This is a genomic window from Duganella sp. Dugasp78, from assembly GCF_059491455.1.
On sequence record NZ_CP168506.1, the window covers coordinates 5,616,549 to 5,642,537 of the forward strand.

Sequence of the window (25,989 nt, forward strand, 5' to 3'; positions counted from 1 at the left end):
GGCCGTATTAAACAAGCCAGCCCGCCCCTGTGTCAAGCGCTGCACCATAGAAAAACGGGGACAAATAACAAACAGGCGCTATAAAAGCGCCTGTTTGTGCATCAGCAGTTACTAAACTCTAGTAAAAGTTAATGTTTTACCACTTCCGTTTGGCCGTCGGCCTTGGCGGCCGCCGCTGCCACGGCTTCCACCGGGGCGGTTTCGGTCAGCGCTTCCGGCATGCGCTCCAGCGCGATTTCCAGCACTTTGTCGATCCAACGCACCGGCACGATTTCCAGTTTGTTTTTGACATTGTCCGGGATGTCGGCCAGGTCCTTGACGTTCTGCTCAGGGATCAGCACGGTCTTGATGCCGCCGCGCTGCGCCGCCAGCAGTTTCTCTTTCAGGCCGCCGATCGGCAATACTTCGCCGCGCAGCGTGATCTCGCCCGTCATCGCCACGTCGGCGCGGACCGGAATGCCCGTGAACACCGACACCATCGCCACCGTCATCGCCGCGCCGGCCGAAGGACCGTCTTTCGGCGTTGCGCCTTCCGGCACGTGGATGTGGATGTCGCTCTTCTCGAACACTTCGTTCTTGATGCCCAGTCGGTTGGCGCGGCTGCGCACCACGGTGCGGGCTGCCTCGATCGATTCCTTCATCACGTCGCCCAGCGTGCCGGTGCGGATCACACCGCCCTTGCCCGGCATCTGCACGGCTTCGATGGTCAGCAGATCGCCGCCCACCTCGGTCCATGCCAGACCGACGACCTGGCCGATCTGGTTTTCCTTCTCGGCCACGCCGAAGTCGTAGCGACGCACGCCCAGGAACTTGTCCAGGTTCTTGTTGGTGACGGCGACTTTTTTCTCCGACTTCTTCAACAACAGCATCTTCACGACCTTGCGGCAGATCTTGGACACTTCGCGTTCCAGCGAGCGAACGCCAGCCTCGCGGGTGTAGTAGCGGATGATGTCGCGCAGCGCCGATTCAGCCACCGAAATTTCCTCTTCCTTCAGACCGTTGTTCTTGATCTGTTTAGGCAGCAGGTAGCGCTGGGCGATGCTGGTCTTCTCGTCTTCCGTGTAACCGGACAGGCGGATGACTTCCATGCGGTCCAGCAGCGCCGGCGGGATGTTGTACGAGTTCGACGTCGCCACGAACATCACATCGGACAGGTCGAAGTCGACTTCGATGTAGTGGTCGGAGAACGTGTGGTTCTGTTCAGGATCCAGCACCTCCAGCAGGGCCGACGACGGATCGCCCCGGAAGTCCGCGCCCATCTTGTCGATCTCGTCCAGCAGGAACAGCGGATTGCGCACACCGACTTTCGCCAGCGATTGCAGCACCTTGCCCGGCATCGAGCCGATGTAGGTACGGCGGTGGCCGCGGATCTCGGCTTCGTCGCGCACGCCGCCTAGCGCCATGCGCACGAACTTGCGATTCGTTGCACGGGCGATGGACTGGCCCAGCGAGGTCTTACCCACGCCCGGAGGACCAACGAAGCACAGGATAGGCGCTTTCAGCTTGTCGACGCGCTGTTGCACCGCGAGGTATTCCAGGATGCGTTCTTTGACCTTGTCCAGGCCGTAGTGATCGCCTTCCAGCACTTTCTCGGCGTTCGACAGATCGTTGTTGACCTTGGATTTTTTCTTCCATGGCAGGCTGACCAGCGTGTCGATGTAGTTGCGCACGACGGTGGCCTCGGCCGACATCGGCGACATCAGCTTGAGTTTTTTCAGCTCGGCGGTGGCCTTGTCCAGCGCCTCTTTCGGCATCTTGGCCAGCGCGACTTTTTTCTCCAGCTCGTCCAGGTCGGCGCCGTCCTCGCCCTCGCCCAGTTCCTTCTGGATGGCTTTGACTTGCTCGTTCAGGTAGTACTCGCGCTGCGACTTTTCCATCTGGCGCTTGACGCGGCCACGGATGCGCTTCTCGACTTGCAGAATGTCGAGTTCGCCTTCCAGCTGGCCCAGCAGGTGCTCCAGGCGCTTGGCCACGCTGAAGATTTCCAGGATCACCTGTTTCTGCTCAAGCTTCAGCGGCAGGTGCGCGGCAACGGTGTCGGCCAGGCGGCCGGCGTCGTCGATGCCCGACAGCGAGGCGAGGATTTCAGGTGGGATCTTTTTGTTCAGCTTGACGTACTGGTCGAACTGCTGAACGATGGCGCGGCGCATCGCCTCGATCTCCGAATCGTCGCCCAGCTCGGAATCGAGCGGCGTCAGATCGGCGATGAAGTGCGTCGGCGCATCGGTGATGCGGTTGATGCGCGCGCGCTGAGCGCCTTCGACCAGCACCTTGACGGTGCCGTCCGGCAGCTTCAGCATTTGCAGAATATTGGCCACGCAGCCGATTTCATAGATATCGGAAGCAGAAGGTTCGTCCTTGGCAGCGGCTTTTTGCGCGGCAAGCATGATGCTCTTGCCCTGCTCCATAGCGGCTTCCAGCGCCTTGATCGATTTTGGGCGCCCTACGAACAGCGGTATCACCATATGCGGGAAAACTACAACATCCCGCAGCGGCAATAACGGCAGTTGAGTTTGCTCAGTTAATTTGGAAGTTGTCATGGCGTACCTTATGTGAAAGCGTGATTATGATGTGGGCGCTGTTCTGCCGAATCACAAGACCGACCTGCAAGAAATAATTCTCCTAAAAAAGAGTATTTTCAAAGAAGCCAATCTGCTCTAAAAAAACGCGTCAAATAAAAAAGCCACGCGTGACAAACGATGCTGTCACGTGTGGCTTTCCGAATGAAGCCTGCATTCTTTTATTGATTTAAATTGTACCGCCTTGCCTCACGGATGCGAAATGAATTTTTCTGCTGAGTGCGGCAAGTGTGCACAAGTTATTTAATTCTCACCAGAGGCCTTGGCCTGGTCTTGGTAAATCAATAAAGGTTTGGCGCCACTGGTGATCGTATTTTCATCAATAACCACTTTAGTGACATTGGTTTCATTTGGCAGCTCGTACATGGTGTCGAGCAGCGCGTGTTCCAGGATCGAACGCAGGCCGCGCGCGCCGGTCTTGCGGGCCAGCGCTTTCTTGGCGATGGCATGCAGGGCGGCAGGACGGATCTCCAGTTCGGCGCCTTCCATGTCCAGCAGCTTGGCGTACTGTTTGACCAGTGCGTTCTTCGGCTCGACCAGGATCTGGATCAGCGCTTCCTCGGTCAGTTCCGACAGCGTGGCGACCACCGGCAAGCGGCCCACCAGCTCGGGAATCAGGCCGAACTTGATCAGGTCTTCCGGTTCCGCTTCCAGCAGCACGTCGCTGGCGCTGCGTTCCTTCTTGCTCTTCACGCTGGCCGAGAAACCGATGCCGGATTTTTCCGAACGGTTGGAAATCACCTTGGCCAGACCGTCAAACGCGCCACCGCAGATGAACATGATGTTGGTGGTGTCGATCTGCACGAAATCCTGGTTAGGATGCTTGCGGCCGCCTTGTGGCGGCACCGACGCCATCGTGCCCTCGATCAGTTTGAGCAGCGCCTGTTGCACGCCCTCGCCCGACACGTCGCGGGTGATCGACGGGTTGTCCGATTTGCGCGAGATCTTGTCGATCTCATCGATGTAGACGATGCCACGCTGGGCCTTCTCGACATCGTAGTTGCAGCTTTGCAACAGTTTTTGGATGATATTCTCGACGTCCTCGCCCACATAGCCGGCTTCGGTCAGTGTGGTGGCGTCGGCGATGACGAACGGCACGTTCAGCATGCGGGCCAGGGTCTGGGCCAGCAGGGTCTTGCCCGAGCCGGTAGGACCGACCAGCAAGATGTTGCTCTTGGCCAGTTCGATGTCGTCTTTCTTGCCCAGGTGCTTGAGGCGCTTGTAGTGGTTGTACACCGCCACCGACAGGATGCGCTTGGCCGTTTGCTGGCCAATGACGTACTGGTCCAGCAAGTCCTTGATTTCATGCGGGGTCGGCAGGTCCGACTTGGCGCCCGTGACCGACTCGATGGCCGAGGTTTCATCGCGGATGATGTCGTTGCACAGGTCGATGCATTCGTCGCAGATGAAGACCGACGGGCCGGCGATGAGTTTCTTTACCTCGTGCTGGCTCTTGCCGCAAAACGAGCAGTACAGTAATTTTTCGCCGCTGGAGGATTTTTTGTCTGACATGGGGCAGTTTTCTTTGGGTTACAGAATGGCTTAGCTGTTGCCAGGAAGCAGGTAATCGACATCATTGGCGTCCGGAAAAGTCCGCCTTTGACTACATGCTACCCGAAATAAAAACGAAACGCCCGAACGATTAATCGCCCGGGCGTTTTTTTAGCAATGCTGCGAAGGAAGCATCAAGCCCGGCTGGACAACATTTTGTCTATCATACCGTACTCTACAGCCTCTTCCGCCGACATGAAACGATCGCGATCGGTGTCTTTGGCGATCTGCTCGACGGTTTGACCCGTGCGCTCAGCCATGATCGAATTCAGACGGTGACGCAGATACAGGATTTCCTTGGCCTGGATTTCGATATCCGAAGCCATGCCTTGCGAGCCACCGGACGGCTGGTGGATCATGATGCGCGAGTTCGGCAGCGAGAAGCGCTTGCCCTTGGCGCCGGCGGCCAGCAGGAAGGCGCCCATCGAGGCGGCCATGCCGGTGCACAGCGTCGACACGTCAGGCTTGATGAACTGCATCGTATCGAAGATCGCCAGACCGGCCGAAACCGAGCCGCCTGGGGAGTTGATGTACAGCGAGATATCCTTGTCCGGATTTTCGCTCTCGAGGAACAGCAACTGGGCGACGATCAGGTTCGCCATCTGGTCGTTGACGGGGCCGACCATGAAGATCACACGTTCCTTCAGCAGGCGCGAGTAAATGTCATAGGAGCGTTCGCCGCGGCCGCTTTGTTCGACCACCATCGGCACCAGGCCGAGCATTTCAGTGTCCAGCGCCGGATTACGGTTCATACCAGTCATTCCATTTCCTTGTGAAGCAGCTAGGGTCAGAAATCGTTTGCCGCTTGGCCGTCATCCTCGCGCAAGCGGGGATCCATAGAACGTATGCTCAGTATGGATTCCCGCCTGCGCGGGAATGACGGCGGCTACGGCGCCGTCTCTATTCTATCCTAGCTGGATTACGCTTGTGCGTTGCTTCCCATCAGTTCGTCGAAGGCCACAACCTTGGACGACGTTTTCGACAGGCCCAGGACGTAGTTGACGACGTTTTCTTCCAATACAAGGGCTTCGACCTCAGCCAGACGACGACGATCGCTGTAGTAGTACTTCAGCACTTCGCGCGGGTCTTCGTAGCTCTGTGCGAAGTCTTCGACTTGCGCTTTGACCTGCTCAGGCTGGGCTTGCAGCTTGTTCTCGCCGACCAGTTGCGACAGGATCAGGCCCAGGCGTACGCGACGCTCGGCTTTTTCCGCGAACAGTTCTGGTGGGAACGGGATGTCCTTGACGTTCATGCCACGCTGCGCCATGTCCTGACGGGTCATTTCGGCCAGACGCTCGGTGTCCTGGGCGATCAGCGATTGTGGCACGTCCAGGGTGGCGGTTTTCACCAGCGCTTCCATCACGGCTTCCTTGTTGCGGGCTTTAACACGGCCGGCAACTTCGCGTTCCAGGTTGACTTTGATGTCTTCGCGCATTTTAGCGACGTCGCCATCGGCCACGCCCAGCGACTTGGCGAATTCCGCGTCGACTTCCGGCAGGTGCGCCCATTCCAGTTTCTTCAGGGTGATGGTGAACGATGCGGTTTTACCGGCAACGTCCTTGCCATGGTAGTCCTCTGGGAAAGCCAGTGGGAAGGTCTTGGCTTCGCCGACTTTCAGGCCGACGGTGGCTGCTTCGAATTCCGGCAGCATGCGGCCTTCGCCCAGCACGAAAGCGTAGTCTTCAGCTTTGCCGCCTGGGAACTCAACGCCGTCGATCGAACCGACGAAGTCCACGGTCACGCGGTCGCCGTTGGCTGCGATGGCTGCGCCGCCGTCGCCGTGCTCGCCAGCTTCGCCCTTGGTGTGGAAATGCACGCGCTGCTTGCGCAGGATTTCAATGGTTTTGTCGATTTCGGTTTCCGACACGTCGGCTTTGACGGTTTCGATTTCCACGGTCGACAGGTCGCCAACCACTACTTCAGGGTAGATTTCGAAAGTCGCGTCGAAGGACAGAACGCCCGCTGGCGACTCTTCCTTAGGTTCGATGCGCGGATAGCCTGCTACGCGCAGTTCGGCGGAATTGGCGGCGTCGTTGAAAGCACGGCCAACTTTATCGTTCAGCACTTCGGTCTCGATCTGATAACCGTACTGTGCTGCGACCATTTTCATAGGAACTTTACCCGGACGGAAGCCTGGTGCCTTAGCCGATTTGGCTTGCACTTTCAGACGCTTCTCAACTTCAGCGCGGACCTCGGTCAGCGGGAAGGAGATCGTGATACGACGTTCGAGTTTGCCTAAGGTTTCGACTGCAGTTGCCATGTAAAAATCGTCCAAAAAAATAGTAATACAGTTGGTGCGAGGAGGGGGACTCGAACCCCCACACCATTGCTGGCGTCAGGACCTAAACCTGGTGCGTCTACCAATTTCGCCATCCTCGCGGCATGTTTGCACAAAAGCAAAGGGCGACCCGTAAGTGAAAACGGTCGCCCTATTCCCGCTGGATTCCGCAGGAGCTTTCAACTTCAACGCGGTATTCTAACGGGTTTTTCAGCGAAATGTGACGATTTTTAATATGTCGCCAACATTCCGCTGATTTTTTGCCTTTAAACCCGCAAAGCGGCCCGCTTTGGGGTCTGACCCCTAGGGGTCAGACCCCGCCTTTCACGGGTTTCTTCACCCTGAACCAGGCCGCATACAGGGCTGGCAGGAATAACAAAGTCAGTGCCGTGGCCAGTATCAAACCGCCCATGATGGCCACCGCCATCGGGCCCCAGAATACCGAGCGCGACAACGGAATCATCGCCAGCGCCGCCGCGGCGGCCGTCAGGATAATCGGACGGCAACGGCGCACCGCCGATTCGACGATCGCGGTCCACGGATCGTGGCCGGCCTTGATGTCCTGCTCGATCTGGTCAACCAGGATCACCGAGTTACGGATGATCATGCCGAACAGCGCGATGATGCCCAAGTTGGCCACGAAGCCCAGCGGACGGCCCAGCACCAGCAGCGCCATCGCCGCGCCCGCCACGCCCAGCGGGCCGGTCAGGAACACCAGCAGCGCCCGCGAGAAGCTGTGCAATTGCAGCATCAGCAGCGTGAAGATGATGAAGATCGCCAGCGGCAGGTTGGCCGCGATCGACGCCTCCGCCGTGCCGCTGTCGGCCGCCGCGCCCTTGACCGTGATGGCGTAGCCGGCCGGCAAATTGTCGCGCAACTGCTTGAGCTTGGGCTCGATCTGGCCGGAGACGGTCGGCCCCTGGATGTTGTCGGCCACGTCGGACTGCACGGTGATCGCCCACTCGCGCCCTTCGCGCCACACCACGCCCGGCTCCCACACGAAGTGCGCGCGCGCCAGCTGGCTGATCGGCACGGACTTGCCGCTGGCGGTCGGGATGTTGGTGTCGTTCAGGATCGAGATGGTGTTGCGTTCCTCGACCGGCTGGCGGATCTGGATGTCGATCAGCTTGATGTCCTCGCGGAACTGGCCGATGGTGGTGCCCGACAGGATGGTGTTCGCCGCCCGCATCACGGTCTGCGAGGTCACGCCCAGCGCGCGCATCTTGTCCTGGTCCAGGTCGAGGCGCAACACCTTGATCGATTCATTCCAGTTGTCGTTGACGCCCAGCGTGTTCGGGTTGGCGCGCATGATGTCCTTCACCTGGTCGGCGATGGCGCGCACCTTGTCCACCTCGCCGCCGGTCACGCGGAACTGCACCGGGTACGGCACCGGCGGCCCGTTCGGCAGCAGCTTGACGCGGCCGCGCACTTCCGGGAAGTCGCGCTTGAAGACGTCGACGATCTTGTCGCGCAGCGCGGCGCGCGCATGCAGGTCCTTCGGCAGCACCACGATCTGCGACACGTTAGTCTGCGGGAAGATCTGGTCCAGCGGCAGGTAGAAGCGCGGCGAGCCGGTGCCGACGTAGCTGGTCACGCTGACCACGCCTTCCTGCTTGCGGACGAAGGCTTCGAACTTCTTCACCTGCGCCTCGTTGGCGGTGAAGGTCGTGCCTTCCGGCGTCCACAGCTCGACCATCAGCTCGGGACGGCTGGAATCCGGGAAGAACTGCTTCTCGATGAACTTGAAGCCGTACACGCCCAGCGCGAACACCAGCAGCGTCGCGACGATGGTAGTCTTGCGGTACTCGACGCACCAGTTGACCACCGCGCGGAACTTGCGGAAGCCCGGCGTATCGAACAGGTCGTGCTCGCTGCCGCCCTCGGCGTGCGGCTTGACCTTCAGCAGCACGTAGCCGATGTAGGGCGTGAACACCACCGCCACCACCCACGAAATCACCAGCGCCAGCGCGTTGACCGAGAACAGCGAGAAGGTGTATTCGCCGGCCGCCGACTTGGCCAGGCCGATCGGCAGGAAACCCGCCACCGTGATCAGGGTGCCGGTCAGCATCGGGATCGCGGTCGAGGTGTAGGCGAAGGTGGCGGCGTCGAAGCGCGACATACCCTCCTCCATTTTGCGCACCATCATTTCCACGGCGATGATGGCGTCGTCCACCAGCAGGCCCAGCGCGATGATCAGCGCGCCCAGCGAAATCTTGTGCAGGTCGATGTCCAGCATGCGCATGCACAGGAAGGTCACCGACAGCACCAGCGGAATGGTCAGCGCCACCACCAGCCCGGGACGCACGTCCAGCCGCAGCTTGGGCTTGCTGTGCATGCCCAGGGCCACGAAGCTGACGGCCAGCACGATCAGCACCGCTTCGATCAGCGTATGCACGAACTCGCCCACCGAGGCCTTGACCGCCTCAGGCTGGTCGGACACACGCTCGAGCTCGATACCGACCGGCAGCTTGGCCTTCATCGCGGCCACGGTCTTCTCCATGTGCTTGCCGAGCTGGATGATGTTGCCGCCCTTTTCCATCGACACGCCCAGGCCGATCACTTCCTTGCCGTTGAAGCGCATCTTGTTGCCCGGCGGGTCCTGGTACTGGCGCTTGATGGTGGCGAAGTCGCCCAGGCGGAAGGTGGTGCCGTTGGCGCGCAGCTCCAGCTCTTCCAGGTCCTTGACGGTCTTCAGCGCGCCGGTCACGCGCACCTGCAGGTTGTCGGTCGGCGTGACCAGCACGCCGGTCGACTCTACCGTATTCTGGGTGGCGATCTGGTTGGCGATGGCTTCGATCGGGATGCCCAGCTGCGCGAACTTCTTGTGCGAGAACTCGATGTTGATCTTCTCATCCTGCACGCCGAACAGCTCGACCTTGGACACCAGCGGCACACCCAGCAGCTGCTGGCGCACGAAGTCGGCGTAGTCCTTCATCTCGGCATAGGTGAAGCCGTCGCCGGACAGCGCGAAGATCGAGCCAAAGGTATCGCCGAACTCATCGTTGAAGAACGGCCCCTGCACGCCCGGCGGCAAGGTGCCGCGGATGTCGCCGATCTTCTTGCGCACCTGGTACCAGGACTGCGCCACTTCCTTGGGCGGCGCCGATTCGCGCAGCTTCAGGATGATAGTGGTCTCGCCCGGCTTGGAGTAGCTGCTGATCTCATCGATGTCCGGCGTCTCCTGCAGCTTCTTCTCCAGCTTGTCGGTGACCTGCTCGGCCATCTGCAGCGAGGTCGCGCCCGGCCAGTTGGCCCGCACCACCATCGCCCGGAAGGTGAACGGCGGATCTTCATCCTGGCCCAGGTTGGAATAGCTCAGCATGCCGCCTATCAGCAGCACCGCGATCAGGTAGCGCGTGAGCGGGATGTGCTCCAGCGCCCAACGCGAAAGATTGAATCCCTTCATTTGGCGGTCCCCGCTACAACAGGAGCCGGGGTCGACGTAGCAGGCAAGTCATTCCCGAGGATCTTGACCTTCTGGCCCGGCTTGAGCAGGTTGACGCCCGCAGTGACCACGGTCTGGCCAACCTTGACGCCGCCAGCCAGCACGATCTCGTTGCCGGCCGCGCCGGCGATGGTCACCGGCACCAGCTTGACGACACCGCCGTCCACCACCCACACCGACGAGGCCGATTTTTCATAGTACAGCGCCGTCAGCGGCACCTTGATCTGCGGCGTGGCCGTCTTGGAGGCGAACTGCACCACGGCGGTCATGCCCAGTTTGGCTTCGGCCAGCGAGTCGGGAATCGAGACCTTGACGGTATAGGTACGGGTGGATGGATCGGCCACCGGCGAAATTTCGCGGATCTTGCCGGCCACCGCGTTTTTCGGATCGGCCCACAGCCGCACCTGCACGTCCGGCACGCGGCGCAGGGTCTCGACCTTGTCTTCCGGCAGGCCGATGACGATTTCCTTCTCGCCCTGCTTGGCCACGCGCACCACGGGCGTGCCCGGCTGCACCACCTGGCCGACTTCGGCGTCGACCGCTGTCACGACACCGTCAACATCGGACACTAAACTGGCATAGCCCGCCTGGTTGGACTGGCCGCGATAGGCCGCCTGCGAGGCGTCCACATTGGCTTGCGCCGCCTTGAAGGTGGAATCCTTGGAATCGAGCACGGCCTGGCTGACGAAGTTCTTGCTGCGCAATTCCTGATAGCGCTTGAGCTCGGCCTTGGCCAGGTCGCGGTTGGTCTCTGCCGCACGCAGGCCGGCCAGCGCCTGCGCCTGCGCCAGCTGCAAATCCTGCGGATCGAGCTGCATCAGGACCTGGCCGTGCTTGACCAGGGTGCCGACATCGACCTTGCGGGTAACGATCTTGCCGCCAACGCGGAAGGCCAGGCGCGATTCCACGCGGGCCCGCACCTCGCCGGAAAACTCGGCGTTGACGTCGATGTCGCTGCTGGTGAGCACGATGGCGCGCACCGGGCGGATGTCTTCGGTCTTCTCGGCGGGCTTGGAGCATGCGGCCAGCACGGCGGCGGCCAAAATACTCAATATAAGGGGGTAAATCTGACGCTGTTTTTTAAAGGCGACCACGGTGTATTCCTTTAGCTTGCTCTGGAGTGTAGATGGCACTACTATTACGGCTCGGAAATTAATGACTTTCCGTTAATTTATTATAAGCCTAGCCCATCCGTTTGCAAATGACTTTCGCGTCATTAATTTTAACTATGCTTTTTAGCAATACAATCTATGCCGGTTGAACACTACGAAAATTTCCCTGTTGCATCATTTCTGCTGCCGCGTCGCTTGCGGCCGGCAGTGGAAGCGATCTACGCCTTCGCCCGCAGCGCCGACGACCTGGCCGACGAGGGCGACGTCACGCCGGAGCAGCGACTGGCCGCGCTGAACGCCTACGAGGCGGCGCTGGCGCGCATTGAGGCGGGCGGCACAGGGCATGAGCCGATGTTCGAACGGCTGGCGCAGGCGATCAACGAATACCAGCTGCCGGTCAAGCCGCTGTATGAGCTGCTGTCGGCCTTCAAGCAGGATGTACTGGTGAGCCGCTACGCGACCTACGACGCGCTGCTGGACTACTGTGCCCGCTCGGCCAACCCGGTCGGCTTCCTGATGCTGCATCTGTACGGCCAGGCCGGCGAGGAAAACATCCGTGATTCCGACGCCATCTGCACGGCGCTACAACTGATCAACTTCCTGCAAGATGTGGCGATCGACATCCATAAGGAGCGCATCTATATCCCGCTGGAGGATTTGAACCGCTACGCGATCTCGCCGGCAGCGCTCGACCACGCCAGCGCCCGGCCGCGCTGGCGCTCGATGATGAAGTTTGAGGTGGACCGTGCCCGCGCGCTGATGCTGAGCGGCGCGCCGCTGGCGCTGCGCCTGAACGGCCGCATCGGCTTCGAACTGCGCATGGTGGTGCAAGGCGGCCTGCGCATCCTGGACGCCATCGAGGCGGCCCAATACGACGTCTTCCTGCACCGTCCCAAGCTGGCCACGCGCGATTGGCTGGGCATTTTCTGGGCCGCCGTGCGAATGAAGAAATAGCCGCGCACGATTAAATCGTTGCCTCTGCACAATTTCCCTTCCTCATGCTACCTTCGCAGGTAGAAAATGGAGAGGTGGCATCATGCAGACGCAAGATCGGTCATCGCGACCGGATATGGAAACATCGAAAGTGGTGGAATTGGGCGTCAACCTGCTGCAAAGCCGGGGACGGGCGTTTGCGTCGGAGTTTTTGGTGCGCAGGAATATACCGTTCAGCGTCATCGTGCGGGTACTGTCCGATCCGCCGGGACGCCGCCGCGCCGGCAGCCTGCGGCGCTAACAGCGCAGGGCCGGCATCAGTCACATGGAAGCCGGCGGGCCCTTCAGCTCGACCACATTTCCCTCGGGGTCGGTCAGGTAGATCGACGGCCCCTCGCCCTCCGCGCCGTAGCGCGACTCCAGCTGTCCCGCCGTCACGCCATGCGCCTGCAGGTGCGCGCGGATCACCACGTCATCGAAGGGCTCCACCCGCAGGCAGAAGTGATCCATGTTGCGCCCCTCGGCGCCCGGCGGCGCACCGCCCGCGCGACCAAGCTTGCCGTCCACCGGCACCAGGTCGATCAGCGAGCTGCCGGCGCGCAGCTGCACCAGGCCGATTTCATCCTGCCGGCGCTCGATCGTGCAGCCCAGCGCGCCGCAGTAAAAGTCCAGCATGCGCTCCAGCCCGACCACGCGCAGCACCAGATGATCTATTTCACGAATACGTATCATGCCCTTCCCTCCATGGCGACATAAGCCCACATTGTGACACTTAAGCTATAGAATAGCGGCTTCGATGTCATCCTTGCTTTTTTATTCATGTCTCCCGACGACTACTGCCAGCAAAAGACCGCCCAGAGCGGCTCCAGTTTTTACTACAGCTTCCTGTTCCTGCCGCCGGAGCGTCGCCGCGCAATCACCGCCCTGTATGCGTTTTGCCGCGAAGTGGATGACACCGTCGACGAGTGCACCGACGAATCGATCGCCCGCATCAAGCTGGCCTGGTGGCGCAAGGAAATCGCCAATATGTACGAAGGCCAGCAGACCCACCCCGTCACGCAGGCGCTGCAGCCGCACCTGGCCGCCTACAACCTGCAGCAGCAGCACCTGCAGGCGATCATCGACGGCATGGAGATGGACCTCAACCAGACCCGCTACCTCGACTACGCCGCGCTGACCAAGTACTGCTGGCATGTGGCCAGCGTGGTGGGCATCCTGTCGGCCAGTATCTTCGGCGCGACTCGGCCGGAGACGCTGCAGTACGCGGAAAAACTGGGCCACGCCTTCCAGCTGACCAACATCATCCGCGACGTCGGCGAAGATGCGCGCAAAGGCCGCATCTACCTGCCGATCAACGAGCTGCAGCAGTTCAACGTCACCGCAGCCGACCTGCTCAACGCCCGCCACAGCGAGAATTTCGAAAGGCTGATGGCCTTCCAGGCCGACCGCGCGCAGAAGGTCTACGACGAGGCGTTCGCGCTGCTGCCCAAGGAAGACCGCCGCGCCCAGCGCCCCGGCCTGATGATGTCCGCCATCTACCGTACGTTGCTGAGCGAAGTGCAGGCCGACGGCTTCCACGTGCTCAGCCAGCGCATCTCGCTGACGCCTATCCGCAAGCTCTGGCTGGCGTGGAAGACCTACGTTCGTGGCTAAAAAGAGCGTGGACAAGCGCGCCGGCAAGTGCGAGCCGGGGCTGACCTCGCGCTCGGTGGCCGTGATTGGCAGCGGCTGGGCCGGTTGCGCCGCAGCCGTGGAGATGGCGCGCGCCGGCTACAAGGTCACGCTGCTCGAGGCGGCCCGCACCCTGGGCGGACGCGCCCGCCGCATCGAAACCGACCACCGCCACCTGGACAACGGCCAGCACATCCTGCTGGGCGCCTACAGCGCGACGCTGCGGCTGATGAAGCTGGCCGGCGTCGAGCGCGACCGGGCCTTGCTATCCTTGCCGCTGCAAATGCGCTACCCGGCCGGCAGCGGCGGCATGGATTTCGTCGCGCCACGCCTGCCGCTGCCCGCGCCGCTGCACCTGGCGCTGGCGCTGCTGCGCGCCAAGGGCCTGGAGCGGGCCGATAAACTCAGCCTGGCGCGCTTCTCCACCACCGCGCGCTGGATGGGCTGGACCCTGCACAGCGATTGCAGCGTGGCCGAGCTGCTGCAACGCTTCGACCAGACCCCGCGCCTGATCCAGCTGATGTGGCGCCCGCTGTGCCTGGCCGCGCTGAACACGCCGCCGGAGCGCGCCTCCGCCCAAATCTTCCTCAACGTGCTGCGCGACAGCCTGGGCGCCAAACGCAGCGCCTCGGACATGCTGCTGCCGCGCGCCGACCTGTCCGCCCTGCTGCCCGACGCGGCGGCGGCCCTGGTCGAAGCGCACGGCGGATCGGTGCGCACCGGCGCCAAGGTGCAGGCCCTGCGCTCGATCGAAGGCCGTTTATGGCAGCTCGACATCAGCGGCGCGGCCGTGGGCGGCAACTGGAGCACCTATTTCAGCGGCGTGGTGCTGGCCACCGGCGCCAGCCAGGCCGCCACCCTGCTGCACGGCATCCCCGACTGCGACACCTCGGCCCTGTGCCGCCAGCTGACCGCCTTCGAGCCGGAAGCCATCACCACCTGCTACCTGCAATACGCCCCGGCCACACGGCTGGACCTGCCTTTCTTCGCCCTGCTGGACGATCCGGACCAGCATCAATGGGGCCAGTTCGTGTTCGACCGCGGCCAACTCGACGCCAGCCAGGCCGGTTTGCTGGCGGTGGTCATCAGCGCCTCCGGCAGCGCCGCCGCCCAAAGCCAGGACTTGCTGGCCGAAGCCGTCGCGGTCCAGCTGGCGGCGGTGTTCCAGCGCCCGGAGCTGGGGCGGCCCAGCTGGTTCAAGGTCATCACCGAGAAACGCGCCACCTACGCCTGCACGCCCGGCCTGGTCCGGCCGGACAACGCCAGCGGCCTGCCGGGACTGGTCATCGCCGGCGACTACACCGCCGGCGACTACCCGGCCACGCTGGAATCGGCGGTCCGCAGCGGGGTCGCCGCCGCCGGGCTGCTCAAGGGGGCCACCATCTAGTCCCCGCTTTTTGTCGCCTGCCCCGCAATTTATGCAGCCTGTCACATGCCGATGGCATCCGGGCGAGCGCTTGCGTACAGTAGCACCATCGACAAAAGACAAATATTGGAATCAACATGAACATCTCTCTCAGCTTGAAAATCCTTGCCTTGATCGCCTTCGTGGCGGCCAGCACGGTATCCATCGTGCAGACCGCACCGGTGGCAAGCAGCGCGATGGCCATGGCACACAGCAGCGCAACATTGGGTATTTGACATCATGAACAAGCAGGCATACCTCGACGCGCTCAAACAGGCCATGCAGGGCCTGCCGCCGGAAACGGTGGCCAAGACCCTGGCCTACTACGAGCAGCGCTTCATCGACGGCCTGGTGGCCGGCCGCAGCGAAGCCGAGGTCTACAAGGAGCTCGACGAGCCGCGCAAGGTCGCCATGACGCTGCGCGCCAGTGTGCACCTGCACGCCTTCGAGCAAAAGAAAACCCCGGTCAACCTGGCCCGCATGGTGGTGTCCTTCATCGGCCTGGCGATCTTCAACCTGTTCATGGTGATCCCGGCGATGGTGTATGCCTCGCTGCTGGGCGCCGTCTACGTTTCCGCCTTCGCCTTCTACATCGCCGGCATCGCGCTGGTGTCGAGCGGCCTGTCGGGCCAGAACGAGCTGGCGCTGGAAGGCCCGCTGCGCCACATCATGGCGTTCACCAACTCGCATTTCGACTCGAATGACGAGGAACAGGATATTCAGGGCTGGCGCATGGCCATCAGCAACATGGGCATCCAGGTCAGCAAGGACCCGGAGAACACCGACGGCGGCAACGGCGACGACAACCTGAGCCGCAGCGGCCGCCTGCTGAACCGCGCCGAGGCGGTCGCCACCGGCGACCTGCACATCACCACGGATTTCGACAGCGGCGCCCGCGCCAGCCAGTCGCTGATCGGCTTCGGCCTGATCTTGGGCGGGATCGGGCTGTGCCTGATCAGCATCGTCGTCACCCGCTACACCATGATCGGCCTGAGACGGTATGTAGCAATGAATGTGTCCCTGCTTCGCGGACGCTAAGGAGTCATGACCATGCGCGCATTATTGAAAATCGGGACCAGCCTGCTGCTGCTGTCCTTTGTCCTGATCGGCATCAGCTACAGCATGCTGAAGGCCTACGGCAGCACCAGCCCGACCAGTTCGGCCGGCCGCGCCCTCGGCGGCGAAACCCGCAAGATCGACGCCATGGCCAGCGCCGTGGAGCTGAGCGGGCCGATCGACCTGGTACTGATCCAGGGCCCGGTGGCGTCGCTCAAGGTGCGCGGTGAGCAGCGCTCGCTGGCCAATATCGAAACCATCCAGGACGGCCGCGACCTGCACATCGGCACCAAGGGCATGCTGCTCAATCCGCGCCATCCCTTGCAGGTGGAGCTGGTGCTGCCGCAGCTGGAAGAGCTGGTGGTGCGCAGCAGCGGCGAGACCAAGGTGAGCGGCTTCAGCGGCGAGAAGCTGGAGTTGCAGTTGCACGGTTCGGGCAATGTGAACTTCACCGGCCGCTATCGCGACCTGAACGCCGGCGCCCATGGCAGCGGCCACCTGAACCTGAACGCGGGCAGCAGCGAGAATGTGGAACTGGAGATGGTGGGCTCGGGCCAGATCACCTCGTCCGGCAGCTGCAAGACGCTGAACGCGGAACTGACCGGCTCCGGCGACCTGGATGCGCGCCACCTGTCCTCGGACAAGGTGACGGTCAACCTGAAGGGGTCCGGCACCAGCCAGGTCTTCGCCAAGCAGTCGGCGGACCTGACCTTGCGCGGCAGCGGCGATATCCGTGTGTTGGGTAACCCCGACAACCGCAACGTCAGCCGCACCGGCTCCGGCGACGTCACCTGGGAATAAGCGACTAGCTTCGGCCCAGCCAGGCCAGGACATCGCGTCCCGCCGCCTGGCCGCCGGCCAGGCAGGCCGTCAGCAGATAGCCGCCGGTCGGCGCCTCCCAGTCGACCATCTCACCCGCCACGAATACACCCGGTGCGGACTTCAGCATCGTTCCCTCCAGCGCATCCCAACGCACGCCGCCGGCGCTGCTGATCGCTTCGTCGATCGGACGTGCGCGCAGCAGACGCACCGGCAAGCGCTTGATCGCCCGCGCCAGCTGCTCCTCGTCCGCGTACTGTTCTTTGCTCAGACATTCGCGCAGCAGTCCGGCCTTGACGCCCTTGATGCCCAACCGGCTTTGCAGATGGCTGGCCATCGAGCGCGCACCGCGCGGCCGCGCCACCTCGTCCGCCACGCGTTGCGCCGGCAGGTCCGGCAGCAGGTCCAGGTGGATCGTGGCGCTGCCGTCGGCGGCGATCTGGTCGCGCAAGGCGGCCGACAACGCATAGATCAAGCTGCCCTCGACGCCCCCTTGCGTGACGACGAACTGCCCCTGCTTACGGAACTCCTTGCCGTCCGCGCCGGTGGAGATGATGGCGACGGTGGTCAGCGGCTCGCCCGCATGACGGCTGCTGAAATGCTCGCTCCAGTCCACGTCGAAGCCACAGTTGGCCGGCACCAGCGGTGCCACGCCAACACCACGTTCCGCCAGCAGAGGCATCCACGCGCCGTCCGAACCCAATCGCGCCCAGCTGCCGCCGCCCAGTGCCAGCACCACCGCGTCGGCGCGCACCAGCAGCTCGCCGTCGGGCGTGTTCAGCACCAAGGCGTCGTCGCGCCAGCCCAGCCAGCGGTGGCGCATGTGGAACTGCACGCCGCTCTCACGCAAGCGATGCAGCCAGGCGCGCAGCAGCGGCGCCGCCTTCATATCGGTCGGGAACACGCGGCCCGAGGTGCCGACGAAGGTATCGACACCCAGACCATGCACCCAGTCGCGCACATCCTGCGGTCCGAAGGCGTCTAGCATGGCGCGCAGCGGCGCGGCGCCCTGGCCGTAGCGTGTGACAAAATCGGCATACGGCTCGGCGTGGGTGATGTTCATGCCGCCGCGCCCGGCCAGCAGGAACTTGCGGCCGACCGAAGGCATCGCGTCATAAACGTCGACTTGCGCCCCGCCCTGCGCCAGGGTTTGGGCGGCCATCAGGCCGGCGGGACCGCCACCGATGACGGCAACGCGAAAAGGTGTCAAACTAGACTGCATGAATTCGGTCCGATATGAGACATTGATACAGGAGACAAGATGGGCGCGACATTTTGGGTGAAACGCTATGTGCAGGCCGCCGTGCCTTTGTTCGCAATACTGGCGGCCGTGGAATGGATCAAGGGCTCGACCACGCGCGAGGATTATCTGAGCGCCGCCATCTGGGCACTTGCCGCGGCGGGCATCTTTACCTACGCCGCCTGGCGGCGCTACCGCAACGCCAAGGCCTGCGGCCTGTGCGACGACCTGGACGCCGCCCGCAACGCCGTCAAGGGCAAGAAGCCGTAGCCTAGCCGCCCGTCACCGGCGGGAAGAACGCCACCTCGGCGCCATCGGCCAGCGCCGTATCGGCGCCGCACATCACCTGGTTACACGCCATGCGCAAGGCCGGGCTGCCCAGCGCCTGCTGCCAGACATCGCCGCGGGCGGCCAGGTGGGCGCGCAATGCGCCGACCGTGCTCACACCGGCCGGCAGCTCCAGTGTCTCGGACGAGGCACCCAGCGACTCGCGCACGCTGGCGAAAAATTTTACGGTAACAGCCATCAGTGCATTAACTCGCTAAACGGTATAAATCGAACCACGTCGCCGGCCGCGATGGTCTGGCCGGGTGGATTGTCGATCACGCCATCGCCCCACACGGTCGACGTCAACACGCCCGAACTCTGGTTATTGAACAATTCCAGTCCACCGGTGGCGTTGATGCGCGCGCGCAGGAACTCGTTGCGCTTGTCGGCCTTGGGCCAGTTGAAGTCGGCGCGCATCATGAACGCGCGCGGCTCCAGCCCCTCCGTCACGCCTTGCAGGCGCAGGATGAACGGACGTACAAACATCAGGAAGGTGATAAAGCTCGACACCGGATTGCCTGGCAAGCCGACAAAGAATGCCTGTCCCACCTCGCCGAACGCCAGCGGCTTGCCCGGCTTGACGGCGATCTGCCACATATTCAGCTTGCCCTCCGCCTCGACGGCGGGCTTGATGTGATCCTCCTCGCCAACCGACACGCCGCCGGAAGTGATGATCAGGTCATGGCCTTGCGCGCACTCGCGCAGCACGGAGCGGGTGGCGTCCAGCGAGTCGGGCACGATGCCGAAGTCGGTGATCTCGCAGCCCAGGTTTTCCAGCAGCGCGCGCAGCGTGAAGCGGTTGGAGTTGTAGATGGCGCCAGGCGCCAGCGGCTCGCCCGGCATCGTCAGCTCGTCGCCGGTGAAGAACACGGCCACGTGCAGCCGACGCTTGACCGGCAGCTCGGCCAGGCCGACCGAGGCCGCGAGGCCCAGCTCCTGGCTGCGCAGGCGCGTACCGGCCGGCAGGATGATGCTGCCGTTGGTGATGTCCTCGCCGGCACGGCGTATCCATTCACCGGCCTTGGGCGCGTGGCGCACCGTGACCACATTGCCCGCCAGCTCGCACTGCTCCTGCATGACGACGGCGTCCGCCCCTTCCGGGATCAAGGCGCCGGTGAAGATGCGCGCCGCAGTCCCCGGCAGCAAAGGCTGGCCGACGTGGCCGGCCGGTATGCGCTGCGACACCGTCAGCGCCGCGTTGCCACTGACGCAGTCGGCGGCGCGCACCGCGTAGCCGTCCATCTGGGTGTTGTCCATCGTCGGCACGTTCATACCCGACACCTGCGCCTTCGCCAGCACGCGGCCGTTGGCCGTCAGCGTCGGCACGGTTTCCACATCGGCCACCGGACGCACGGCGCCGGCCATCAGGGCCAGCGCTTCGCCGACAGGCAGCAGGGGCTTGTAGGCGCTCATCGTTACAGGCCGGTGTTCGCCGCGATGTAGGCCTTCATCTTCTCCACTTCCGGCGGCATGACGACGAACTTCTGCGGCAGGTCTTCGATGTTCTCGAAGCCTTCCGGACGTTCCGCGTCCTCGCCCAGCGCGTCGAGGATGGTTTCGTTGAACTTGGCGGCCAGCGCGGTTTCCAGCACGATCATCGTCACGCCGGGTTCCAGGTTCTCGCGCGCGACCTTGATGCCGTCGGCGGTGTGGGTGTCGATGACGATGCCGTAGTCGTCGGCCACGTCGCGGATGGTGTTCAGACGGTCTTCATGGGTCGACTTGCCGGACTTGAAGCCGTACTTGGCCACCAGCTTGAACTCGTCGCCGTCGGCGCCCGGCTTGCCGGACAGGTCGAAGCCGCCGTGGGTTTCCACTTTATGGAACAGCGCGCGGGTGCGGTCGCCGTCGCGGCCCACCAGGTCGTAGATGAAGCGCTCGAAATTGGACGCCTTGGAGATGTCCATCGACGGGCTGCTGGTGTGGTAGGTCTCGGCCGACTTGCGCACGCGGTACACGCCGGTGCGGAAGAATTCATCGAGCACGTCGTTTTCGTTGGTGGCGGCAACCAGCTTGGCGATCGGCAGGCCCATCATGCGGGCGATGTGGCCGGCGCAGATATTGCCGAAGTTCCCCGACGGGACGGTGAACGACACCTTCTGGTCGTTCGAGGTGGTGGCCGACAGGTAGCCGCGGAAGTAGTACACCACCTGCGCCACCACGCGCGCCCAGTTGATCGAATTGACGGTGCCGATCTTCTGCCGGGCCTTGAACGGCAGGTCGTTGGAGACCGCCTTGACCATGTCCTGGGCGTCGTCGAACACGCCTTCGATGGCGATGTTGAAGATGTTCGGGTCCTGCAGGGAGAACATCTGCGCGGTCTGGAAAGCGCTCATCTTCTTATGCGGCGACAGCATGAACACGCGGATGCCCTGCTTGCCGCGCATCGCGTATTCGGCGGCGCTGCCGGTATCGCCGGAGGTGGCGCCGAAGATGTTCAGTTGCGCGTTCTGCTTGGCCAGCGTGTATTCGAACAGATTGCCCAGCAACTGCATCGCCATGTCCTTGAAGGCCAGGGTCGGGCCGTTGGACAGCGCCTGCAGTACCAGCTTGGCGCCGTTTTCGCCCTCTTCCAGCACGCGCAGCGGCGTGATCTGGCTGGCTTTTTCGCCTTTGCGGGCGTTTTTGTAGACTTCCTTGGTATAGGTCTTGGCAGTCAGCGCGCGCAGGTCGGCGTCGGGAATATCGGTCGCGAACTTCTTCAGGATCTCATAGGCCAGGTCGGCATACGACAGCTGGCGCCATGCATCGAGTTCGGCGCCGGTCACTTGCGGGTACGAAGCCGGCAGGAACAGGCCACCGTCGACGGCCAGGCCGCCCAGCAGGATGTCGGAGAATTGTTGGGAAGACGAGGCGGCGGCCGAGGCGGCGGCGCGGGTAGACACGTATTGCATAGATTAGAAAGTCCGGTTGAGCTAACGGCAAAAGGGCAGAACGGTACGAAGCGAGCGGATATTATAGTGCGCCCGGCCGATTCCCGTAAAATCCTGTTGTTTTGCCATCGCCCGGAGACATCACCACGGGGGTCAAGTCTGACATTCGGACACGTGCTCTGCCGTAAGCGGTAGCTACGGCAGAGCACGTGTCCGAATGTCAGACTTGACCCCCGCAGGTTCAGCAGGCCGCGTGGTTCACCGTGATCACGTGGATCGCCAGGCCACCCAGCGAGGTTTCCTTGTACTTGGCCTGCATGTCGGCGCCGGTCTGGCGCATGGTTTCGATCACTTCGTCCAGGCTGACGAAGTGGGTGCCGTCGCCCTTCAGGGCCAGCGAGGCGGCGGTGATCGCCTTGACCGCCCCCATGCCGTTACGTTCGATGCAGGGAATCTGTACCAGGCCGCCGATCGGGTCGCAGGTCATGCCGAGGTGGTGCTCGATGCCGATTTCCGCCGCGTTTTCGATCTGGTTGTTGCTGCCGCCCAGCGCGGCCACCAGGCCGGCCGCCGCCATTGCGCAGGCTACGCCCACTTCGCCCTGGCAGCCGATTTCCGCGCCGGAGATCGACGCGTTACGCTTGCACAGCATGCCGATGGCGGCCGCCGTCAGCATGAAGTTGCGTACACCGGTCACCGGATCGCTGGGTTTGCAGTCTTCCGCGTAGTAGCGCAGCACCGCCGGGATGATGCCCGCCGCGCCGTTGGTCGGCGCCGTGACGACACGGCCGCCGGCGGCGTTTTCCTCGTTGACCGCCATCGCGTACAGGCTGACCTGGTGCAGCGCGTCGTGCGGCAGGTCGTTGGCGCGGTTGTCGGAGGCCTTAGCGTCGCTGGCCTGCTTCCACAGGTTGGCGGCGCGGCGCTTGACGTGCAAGCCACCCGGCAGCTGGCCCGCCGTCTCCAGGCCGTGGGCGATGCAGTCGCGCATGACGTGCCAGATCTTGTCGATGCCGGCGTTCAGCTCATCGTCGCTGCGCTTGACGTTTTCGTTCGCGCGCAGCATCTGCGGGATGGTCAGGCCGGCGCGTTCGCCGTGGGCCAGCAGCTGGTCCATAGTGTCGAAGGCGAAGGGAATCGCGGCGGCCGGCGCGCTGCCCACCGTCGGCGCGGCCTGATGCGCCTCCCCCTCCTCCTTAATGAAGCCGCCGCCCACCGAGTAGTACACCTTGCTGAAGGTGCTGCCGTCGGCGCGGGTCAGCGTGAAGCGCATGCCGTTCGGGTGCTCGGTCAGCGATTCGGCCATGTGGAACACCAGGTTCACGCCGCGCTTGAACGGCACCTTGTGGGTGCCTAACAAGCGCAGCTCGCCCGCTTCCTCGGCGTGCGCCAGTTGAGAGTCGACGCTGGTCGGCACCACGTCCTGCGGGGTTTCGCCCATCAGGCCGAGGATCACCGCCTTGTCGGTGGCGTGGCCGACGCCGGTCAGCGCCAGCGAGCCATACAGCTCGGCGGTGACGCCGGTGACGTCGTCCAGCGGAGCGCTATCGAGCAGAAAACGGCGGGCCGCCACCATCGGTCCCACGGTGTGGGAACTCGACGGTCCGATGCCGATCTTAAACAGGTCGAATACGCTCATGTCCATCAGTTGTCTCTCTCTTTTTTATAGTGTGGTGAATTACGCCGCTTTGCCCAGGTGGACGTCGACGTTGGCCAGCATGTCGGCGACCATCTCGTCGACGCCGATGCGGGCTTTCCAGCCCCAGTCGGCGGTCGCGGTGGCGTCGTCCAGGCTTTGCGGCCAGGTGTCGGCGATGGCCTGGCGGCTGTCCGGTTTATAGCCGATCTTGAAGTCCGGCAGCGCGCGGGTGATCGCGGCGGCCAGCTGCTCCGGGTTGAACGACACGCCGGCCACGTTGTAGGCCGAACGCACCTTCACCTGCGCCGCCGGCGCGTCCATCAATTCGATAGTGGCGCGAATCGCATCGGGCATGTAGATCATCGGCAGCGTGGTCTGCGGGCCGAGGAAGCATTCATAGCGCTCGCCGCGCAGCGCCGAGTGGAAGATGGCGATGGCGTAGTCGGTGGTGCCGCCGCCCGGTGGCGACTTGAAGCTGATGATGCCGGGATAGCGGATCGAGCGCACGTCCACGCCGTACTTGATGAAGTAGTACTCGCACAGGCGTTCGCCGGCCAGCTTGCTGATGCCGTAGATCGTGGTCGGGTCCATCACCGTGGTTTGCGGTGTGTTGACGGCCGGGGTGTTCGGGCCGAAAGCGGCGATCGACGAAGGCCAGAAGATGCGCAGCGGCTTGCCGACCACGCCGCGTTCCCGCGCCACTTCCAGGATGTTCAGCAGGCCGTCCATGTTCAGCGTCCAGGCTTTCAGCGGCGCCGCTTCGCCGGTGGCCGACAGCATCGCCGCCAGCTGGTAGACCTGGGTGATGCCCTCTTCGGTGACCAGTGCCGACAGCGCGACCTTATCCAGCACGTTGAGCGTGGTGTAGCGCGCCGCGTTATACAGATTGGTCGGGCTGATGTCGGCGGCGATGACGTTCTGCGCGCCGTGCTGGGCGGCCAGCGCCTCTACCAGCTCGCTGCCGATCTGGCCGTTGGCGCCGATGACGAGGATGCGTTCTTGAGTGTTCATATTATTGTTCCTGACGATTTTCATGTTTAGTTCTTCAGCAGACCCAGTTCATGGCCCGCCTGTTCGAATGCTTTGAGCACGATTTCCAGCTGTTCGCGGGTGTGGGCCGCGGACAGTTGGACGCGCACGCGCGCCTGGCCCATCGGGACCACGGGGTAGAAGAAGCCGCTGAGCAGAACGCCCAGCTCATACATTCGTGCCGCGAATTTCTGGGCGACGGGGGCGTCGAACAACATGACAGGAACTACAGGGTGCGTACCCGGCTTGATGGTGAAGCCGATACGCTCGATCTCCTTGCGGAAGAAGGCGGTGTTTTCGTGCAGGCGGTCGCGCAGCTCGGTCGATTCCGACAGCTTTTTCAGCACGGCCAGCGAGGCACCGGCGATCGACGGCGCCAGCGTGTTCGAAAACAGGTAAGGACGCGATTTCTGGCGCAGCATTTCGATCACTTCCTTGCGCGCCGAGGTGAAGCCGCCCATCGCGCCGCCCAGGGCCTTGCCCAGGGTGCCGGTGATGATGTCGATGCGGCCTATGACGTTGTGGTGCTCGTGGGTGCCGCGGCCGGTCGCGCCCATGAAGCCGGAGGCGTGGCATTCGTCGATCATCACCAGCGCGCCGTACTTGTCGGCCAGGTCGCAGATCTTGTCCAGCTGGGCGATGGTGCCGTCCATCGAGAACACGCCGTCGGTGACGATGACTTTATGGCGCTTGCCAGCCGCCGCTTGCAGCTGCACTTCCAGGTCGGCCATGTCGTTGTGGGCATAGCGCAAGCGCGCGGCCTTGCACAGGCGGATGCCGTCGATGATCGAGGCGTGGTTCAGCGCGTCCGAGATGATGGCGTCGTTTTCGTCGAACAGCGGCTCGAACACGCCACCGTTGGCGTCGAAGGCGGCCGCGTACAGGATCGTGTCCTCGGTGCCGAGGAACTTGGAGATCGCCTGCTCCAGCTGCTTGTGCACGGTCTGCGTGCCGCAGATGAAACGTACTGACGACAGGCCATAACCATACTTTTCCGTCGCCTCGATGGAAGCCTGCGCCACCCACTCCTGGCCGGACAGGCCCAGATAGTTGTTGGCGCACATATTGATCAGCATTCGACCGTCTTCGCTCATCACTTCCGCGCCCTGGCGCGAGGCCAGAACGCGCTCTGGCTTGTAGAGGCCCTGCTCACGCAATTGGTCGAGGGTTTGCTGCAGGCCGCTGAAGAAGGTGCTTTTTGCTGGAATGGTCATGATGGTTCCTGTCTGTGGTACGATTTCACTACATTATGAGAAATCCGTTATATCAAACTCAAATTCAATATATCGAATATTACAGAACACCAGTGAACAGCGCAAGCCGTGCACGCGCAATGATTCACTTGAAATTTAGCCCATCTGCCGAATAAAACAATGAAAACACCTGTTTCGTCCAATGCACCTCCAGAAGTCGGCGCCGCCCTGCAGCGGCTGCGCCTGGCCCGTGGCCTGACGCTGGAGGATCTGTCGCGCATCGCCGGCGTCTCCAAGTCGATGCTGTCCCAGATCGAGCGCGAAAAGGCGAATCCGACCATCGCCATCACCTGGCGGCTGGCCAATGCGCTGGGGGTTCAGATCGGCGAACTGCTGGCGACGGCCGAGCGGGAGCAGGAGACCGTCCGCGTGATCGAGGCGCACGAGATCCCCACCCTGCCCGGCCATCACGCCGGCTATGTGCTGCGCATCCTGGGGCCGCTGGAGCTGGCCAGCAAATATGAGTGGTATGAACTGACGCTGGCGCCGGGTGGCGAACTGGCGTCGCAGGGACACGATCCCGGCGCGCAGGAACACCTGACACTGCTGCACGGCTCCGTGGAGGTGGAGGTCGGGCCAGACAAGAAGAAGATGAAGTTGGGCAGCACGGCGCGCTACCCGGGGGACCAGCAGCACATCATCCGCAACGTCGGCAAGACCGAGGCGAAGGCGCTGCTGGTGGTGATACACCGCTAGTTTTTACCCCGCACTGCCAGGCGGGGTCAGACCCCGTGCGGGGTCTGACCCCTAAGCGGTGAGCGGGCGTATCGCTCAGGCTT

General features: G+C 62.9%; 23 protein-coding genes and 1 tRNA gene. 9 read left to right on the forward strand and 15 right to left on the reverse strand.

Annotation, left to right across the window (positions count from 1 at the left end; genetic code table 11):
• Window positions 1–128 precede the first annotated feature (128 nt).
• From lon to ACEN9O_RS24935, 7 genes are all read right to left on the reverse strand, one after another.
• Window positions 129–2,540 (reverse strand): endopeptidase La, encoded by a 2,412-nt coding sequence (gene lon / locus ACEN9O_RS24905; RefSeq protein WP_495614481.1) that lies wholly within the window; start codon window positions 2,538–2,540, stop codon window positions 129–131.
• 282 nt (window positions 2,541–2,822) lie between these two features.
• Window positions 2,823–4,091, reverse strand: a complete 1,269-nt coding sequence (gene clpX / locus ACEN9O_RS24910) for an ATP-dependent Clp protease ATP-binding subunit ClpX (protein ID WP_008448338.1) — start codon at window positions 4,089–4,091, stop codon at window positions 2,823–2,825.
• Between the two features lie 173 nt (window positions 4,092–4,264).
• On the reverse strand, window positions 4,265–4,882 hold the full coding sequence (gene clpP, locus ACEN9O_RS24915) for an ATP-dependent Clp endopeptidase proteolytic subunit ClpP (RefSeq protein WP_495618538.1): 618 nt from the start codon (window positions 4,880–4,882) through the stop codon (window positions 4,265–4,267).
• Window positions 4,883–5,049: 167 nt separating this feature from the next.
• Entirely contained in the window at window positions 5,050–6,390 is a 1,341-nt protein-coding gene (gene tig, locus ACEN9O_RS24920) for a trigger factor (protein ID WP_495614482.1), read from the reverse strand.
• A gap of 32 nt (window positions 6,391–6,422) precedes the next feature.
• Window positions 6,423–6,509 (reverse strand) — tRNA-Leu (locus ACEN9O_RS24925).
• A gap of 209 nt (window positions 6,510–6,718) precedes the next feature.
• Window positions 6,719–9,814, reverse strand: a complete 3,096-nt coding sequence (locus tag ACEN9O_RS24930; protein WP_495614483.1) for an efflux RND transporter permease subunit — start codon at window positions 9,812–9,814, stop codon at window positions 6,719–6,721.
• The gene (locus ACEN9O_RS24935; protein ID WP_495614484.1) at window positions 9,811–10,905 is read right to left on the reverse strand and encodes an efflux RND transporter periplasmic adaptor subunit; all 1,095 of its coding nucleotides are present in this window, start codon (window positions 10,903–10,905) and stop codon (window positions 9,811–9,813) included. Before ACEN9O_RS24935 ends, ACEN9O_RS24930 begins: the two co-directional genes overlap by 4 nt.
• A 198-nt stretch (window positions 10,906–11,103) precedes the next feature.
• Here ACEN9O_RS24935 and hpnC point away from each other — a divergent pair, with 198 nt between their 5' ends.
• Together hpnC and ACEN9O_RS24945 are read left to right on the forward strand one after the other, a co-directional pair.
• Window positions 11,104–11,919 (forward strand): squalene synthase HpnC, encoded by an 816-nt coding sequence (gene hpnC / locus ACEN9O_RS24940; RefSeq protein ID WP_495614485.1) that lies wholly within the window; start codon window positions 11,104–11,106, stop codon window positions 11,917–11,919.
• 115 nt (window positions 11,920–12,034) lie between these two features.
• The gene (locus tag ACEN9O_RS24945) at window positions 12,035–12,199 is read left to right on the forward strand and encodes a hypothetical protein (RefSeq protein ID WP_444843486.1); all 165 of its coding nucleotides are present in this window, start codon (window positions 12,035–12,037) and stop codon (window positions 12,197–12,199) included.
• A gap of 20 nt (window positions 12,200–12,219) precedes the next feature.
• Here the strand turns inward: ACEN9O_RS24945 and ACEN9O_RS24950 are convergent, their stop codons facing one another.
• On the reverse strand, window positions 12,220–12,630 hold the full coding sequence (locus ACEN9O_RS24950; RefSeq protein ID WP_495614486.1) for a VOC family protein: 411 nt from the start codon (window positions 12,628–12,630) through the stop codon (window positions 12,220–12,222).
• A gap of 87 nt (window positions 12,631–12,717) precedes the next feature.
• Between ACEN9O_RS24950 and hpnD the strand changes: the two genes are divergently transcribed.
• From hpnD to ACEN9O_RS24975, 5 genes are all read left to right on the forward strand, one after another.
• Window positions 12,718–13,551 (forward strand): presqualene diphosphate synthase HpnD, encoded by an 834-nt coding sequence (gene hpnD / locus ACEN9O_RS24955; RefSeq protein WP_495614487.1) that lies wholly within the window; start codon window positions 12,718–12,720, stop codon window positions 13,549–13,551.
• Complete coding sequence (hpnE, locus tag ACEN9O_RS24960; protein WP_495614488.1) at window positions 13,544–14,956, forward strand: hydroxysqualene dehydroxylase HpnE; 1,413 nt, start codon at window positions 13,544–13,546, stop codon at window positions 14,954–14,956. The genes hpnD and hpnE overlap by 8 nt, the downstream gene beginning before the upstream one ends.
• A gap of 116 nt (window positions 14,957–15,072) precedes the next feature.
• Window positions 15,073–15,210 (forward strand): hypothetical protein, encoded by a 138-nt coding sequence (locus ACEN9O_RS24965; RefSeq protein WP_495614489.1) that lies wholly within the window; start codon window positions 15,073–15,075, stop codon window positions 15,208–15,210.
• A gap of 4 nt (window positions 15,211–15,214) precedes the next feature.
• Window positions 15,215–16,012: a DUF1700 domain-containing protein gene (locus ACEN9O_RS24970; RefSeq protein WP_495614490.1), complete on the forward strand. Its 798-nt coding sequence runs from the start codon at window positions 15,215–15,217 to the stop codon at window positions 16,010–16,012.
• 12 nt (window positions 16,013–16,024) lie between these two features.
• Entirely contained in the window at window positions 16,025–16,831 is an 807-nt protein-coding gene (locus ACEN9O_RS24975; RefSeq protein WP_495614491.1) for a head GIN domain-containing protein, read from the forward strand.
• Between the two features lie 4 nt (window positions 16,832–16,835).
• Here ACEN9O_RS24975 and ACEN9O_RS24980 read toward each other — a convergent pair whose 3' ends face one another.
• Window positions 16,836–18,071: a TIGR03862 family flavoprotein gene (locus ACEN9O_RS24980; RefSeq protein WP_495614492.1), complete on the reverse strand. Its 1,236-nt coding sequence runs from the start codon at window positions 18,069–18,071 to the stop codon at window positions 16,836–16,838.
• A 39-nt stretch (window positions 18,072–18,110) separates the two neighbouring features.
• Here ACEN9O_RS24980 and ACEN9O_RS24985 point away from each other — a divergent pair, with 39 nt between their 5' ends.
• A complete protein-coding gene (locus ACEN9O_RS24985; RefSeq protein ID WP_495614493.1) occupies window positions 18,111–18,359 on the forward strand; it encodes a hypothetical protein in 249 nt (82 codons plus the stop codon).
• A gap of 1 nt (window position 18,360) precedes the next feature.
• Here the strand turns inward: ACEN9O_RS24985 and moaD are convergent, their stop codons facing one another.
• From moaD to kbl, 6 genes are all read right to left on the reverse strand, one after another.
• Entirely contained in the window at window positions 18,361–18,615 is a 255-nt protein-coding gene (moaD, locus tag ACEN9O_RS24990) for a molybdopterin converting factor subunit 1 (RefSeq protein ID WP_495614494.1), read from the reverse strand.
• Window positions 18,615–19,829, reverse strand: coding sequence for a molybdopterin molybdotransferase MoeA (locus ACEN9O_RS24995; protein WP_495614495.1), 1,215 nt, complete (start codon window positions 19,827–19,829; stop codon window positions 18,615–18,617). Before ACEN9O_RS24995 ends, moaD begins: the two co-directional genes overlap by 1 nt.
• Before the next feature lie 2 nt (window positions 19,830–19,831).
• Window positions 19,832–21,310: a threonine synthase gene (gene thrC, locus ACEN9O_RS25000; protein ID WP_495614496.1), complete on the reverse strand. Its 1,479-nt coding sequence runs from the start codon at window positions 21,308–21,310 to the stop codon at window positions 19,832–19,834.
• 220 nt (window positions 21,311–21,530) lie between these two features.
• Window positions 21,531–22,934, reverse strand: a complete 1,404-nt coding sequence (locus ACEN9O_RS25005) for an L-serine ammonia-lyase (RefSeq protein ID WP_495614497.1) — start codon at window positions 22,932–22,934, stop codon at window positions 21,531–21,533.
• 33 nt (window positions 22,935–22,967) lie between these two features.
• Window positions 22,968–23,939 (reverse strand): NAD-dependent epimerase/dehydratase family protein, encoded by a 972-nt coding sequence (locus tag ACEN9O_RS25010; RefSeq protein WP_495614498.1) that lies wholly within the window; start codon window positions 23,937–23,939, stop codon window positions 22,968–22,970.
• Window positions 23,940–23,965: 26 nt separating this feature from the next.
• The gene (kbl, locus tag ACEN9O_RS25015) at window positions 23,966–25,171 is read right to left on the reverse strand and encodes a glycine C-acetyltransferase (protein WP_495614499.1); all 1,206 of its coding nucleotides are present in this window, start codon (window positions 25,169–25,171) and stop codon (window positions 23,966–23,968) included.
• 159 nt (window positions 25,172–25,330) lie between these two features.
• Here kbl and ACEN9O_RS25020 point away from each other — a divergent pair, with 159 nt between their 5' ends.
• Window positions 25,331–25,906: a helix-turn-helix domain-containing protein gene (locus ACEN9O_RS25020; RefSeq protein ID WP_495614500.1), complete on the forward strand. Its 576-nt coding sequence runs from the start codon at window positions 25,331–25,333 to the stop codon at window positions 25,904–25,906.
• Window positions 25,907–25,989: the final 83 nt, after the last annotated feature.

Coding starts and splice junctions, on each gene's coding strand:
- lon (WP_495614481.1), bottom strand. CDS start 2,540: ATGACAACTTCCAAATTAACTGAGCAAACTCAACTGCCGTTATTGCCG.
- clpX (WP_008448338.1), bottom strand. CDS start 4,091: ATGTCAGACAAAAAATCCTCCAGCGGCGAAAAATTACTGTACTGCTCG.
- clpP (WP_495618538.1), bottom strand. CDS start 4,882: ATGAACCGTAATCCGGCGCTGGACACTGAAATGCTCGGCCTGGTGCCG.
- tig (WP_495614482.1), bottom strand. CDS start 6,390: ATGGCAACTGCAGTCGAAACCTTAGGCAAACTCGAACGTCGTATCACG.
- ACEN9O_RS24930 (WP_495614483.1), bottom strand. CDS start 9,814: ATGAAGGGATTCAATCTTTCGCGTTGGGCGCTGGAGCACATCCCGCTC.
- hpnC (WP_495614485.1), top strand. CDS start 11,104: ATGCCGGTTGAACACTACGAAAATTTCCCTGTTGCATCATTTCTGCTG.
- ACEN9O_RS24945 (WP_444843486.1), top strand. CDS start 12,035: ATGGAAACATCGAAAGTGGTGGAATTGGGCGTCAACCTGCTGCAAAGC.
- ACEN9O_RS24950 (WP_495614486.1), bottom strand. CDS start 12,630: ATGATACGTATTCGTGAAATAGATCATCTGGTGCTGCGCGTGGTCGGG.
- hpnD (WP_495614487.1), top strand. CDS start 12,718: ATGTCTCCCGACGACTACTGCCAGCAAAAGACCGCCCAGAGCGGCTCC.
- ACEN9O_RS24965 (WP_495614489.1), top strand. CDS start 15,073: ATGAACATCTCTCTCAGCTTGAAAATCCTTGCCTTGATCGCCTTCGTG.
- ACEN9O_RS24970 (WP_495614490.1), top strand. CDS start 15,215: ATGAACAAGCAGGCATACCTCGACGCGCTCAAACAGGCCATGCAGGGC.
- ACEN9O_RS24975 (WP_495614491.1), top strand. CDS start 16,025: ATGCGCGCATTATTGAAAATCGGGACCAGCCTGCTGCTGCTGTCCTTT.
- ACEN9O_RS24980 (WP_495614492.1), bottom strand. CDS start 18,071: ATGCAGTCTAGTTTGACACCTTTTCGCGTTGCCGTCATCGGTGGCGGT.
- ACEN9O_RS24985 (WP_495614493.1), top strand. CDS start 18,111: ATGGGCGCGACATTTTGGGTGAAACGCTATGTGCAGGCCGCCGTGCCT.
- moaD (WP_495614494.1), bottom strand. CDS start 18,615: ATGGCTGTTACCGTAAAATTTTTCGCCAGCGTGCGCGAGTCGCTGGGT.
- ACEN9O_RS24995 (WP_495614495.1), bottom strand. CDS start 19,829: ATGAGCGCCTACAAGCCCCTGCTGCCTGTCGGCGAAGCGCTGGCCCTG.
- thrC (WP_495614496.1), bottom strand. CDS start 21,310: ATGCAATACGTGTCTACCCGCGCCGCCGCCTCGGCCGCCGCCTCGTCT.
- ACEN9O_RS25005 (WP_495614497.1), bottom strand. CDS start 22,934: ATGGACATGAGCGTATTCGACCTGTTTAAGATCGGCATCGGACCGTCG.
- ACEN9O_RS25010 (WP_495614498.1), bottom strand. CDS start 23,939: ATGAACACTCAAGAACGCATCCTCGTCATCGGCGCCAACGGCCAGATC.
- kbl (WP_495614499.1), bottom strand. CDS start 25,171: ATGACCATTCCAGCAAAAAGCACCTTCTTCAGCGGCCTGCAGCAAACC.
- ACEN9O_RS25020 (WP_495614500.1), top strand. CDS start 25,331: ATGAAAACACCTGTTTCGTCCAATGCACCTCCAGAAGTCGGCGCCGCC.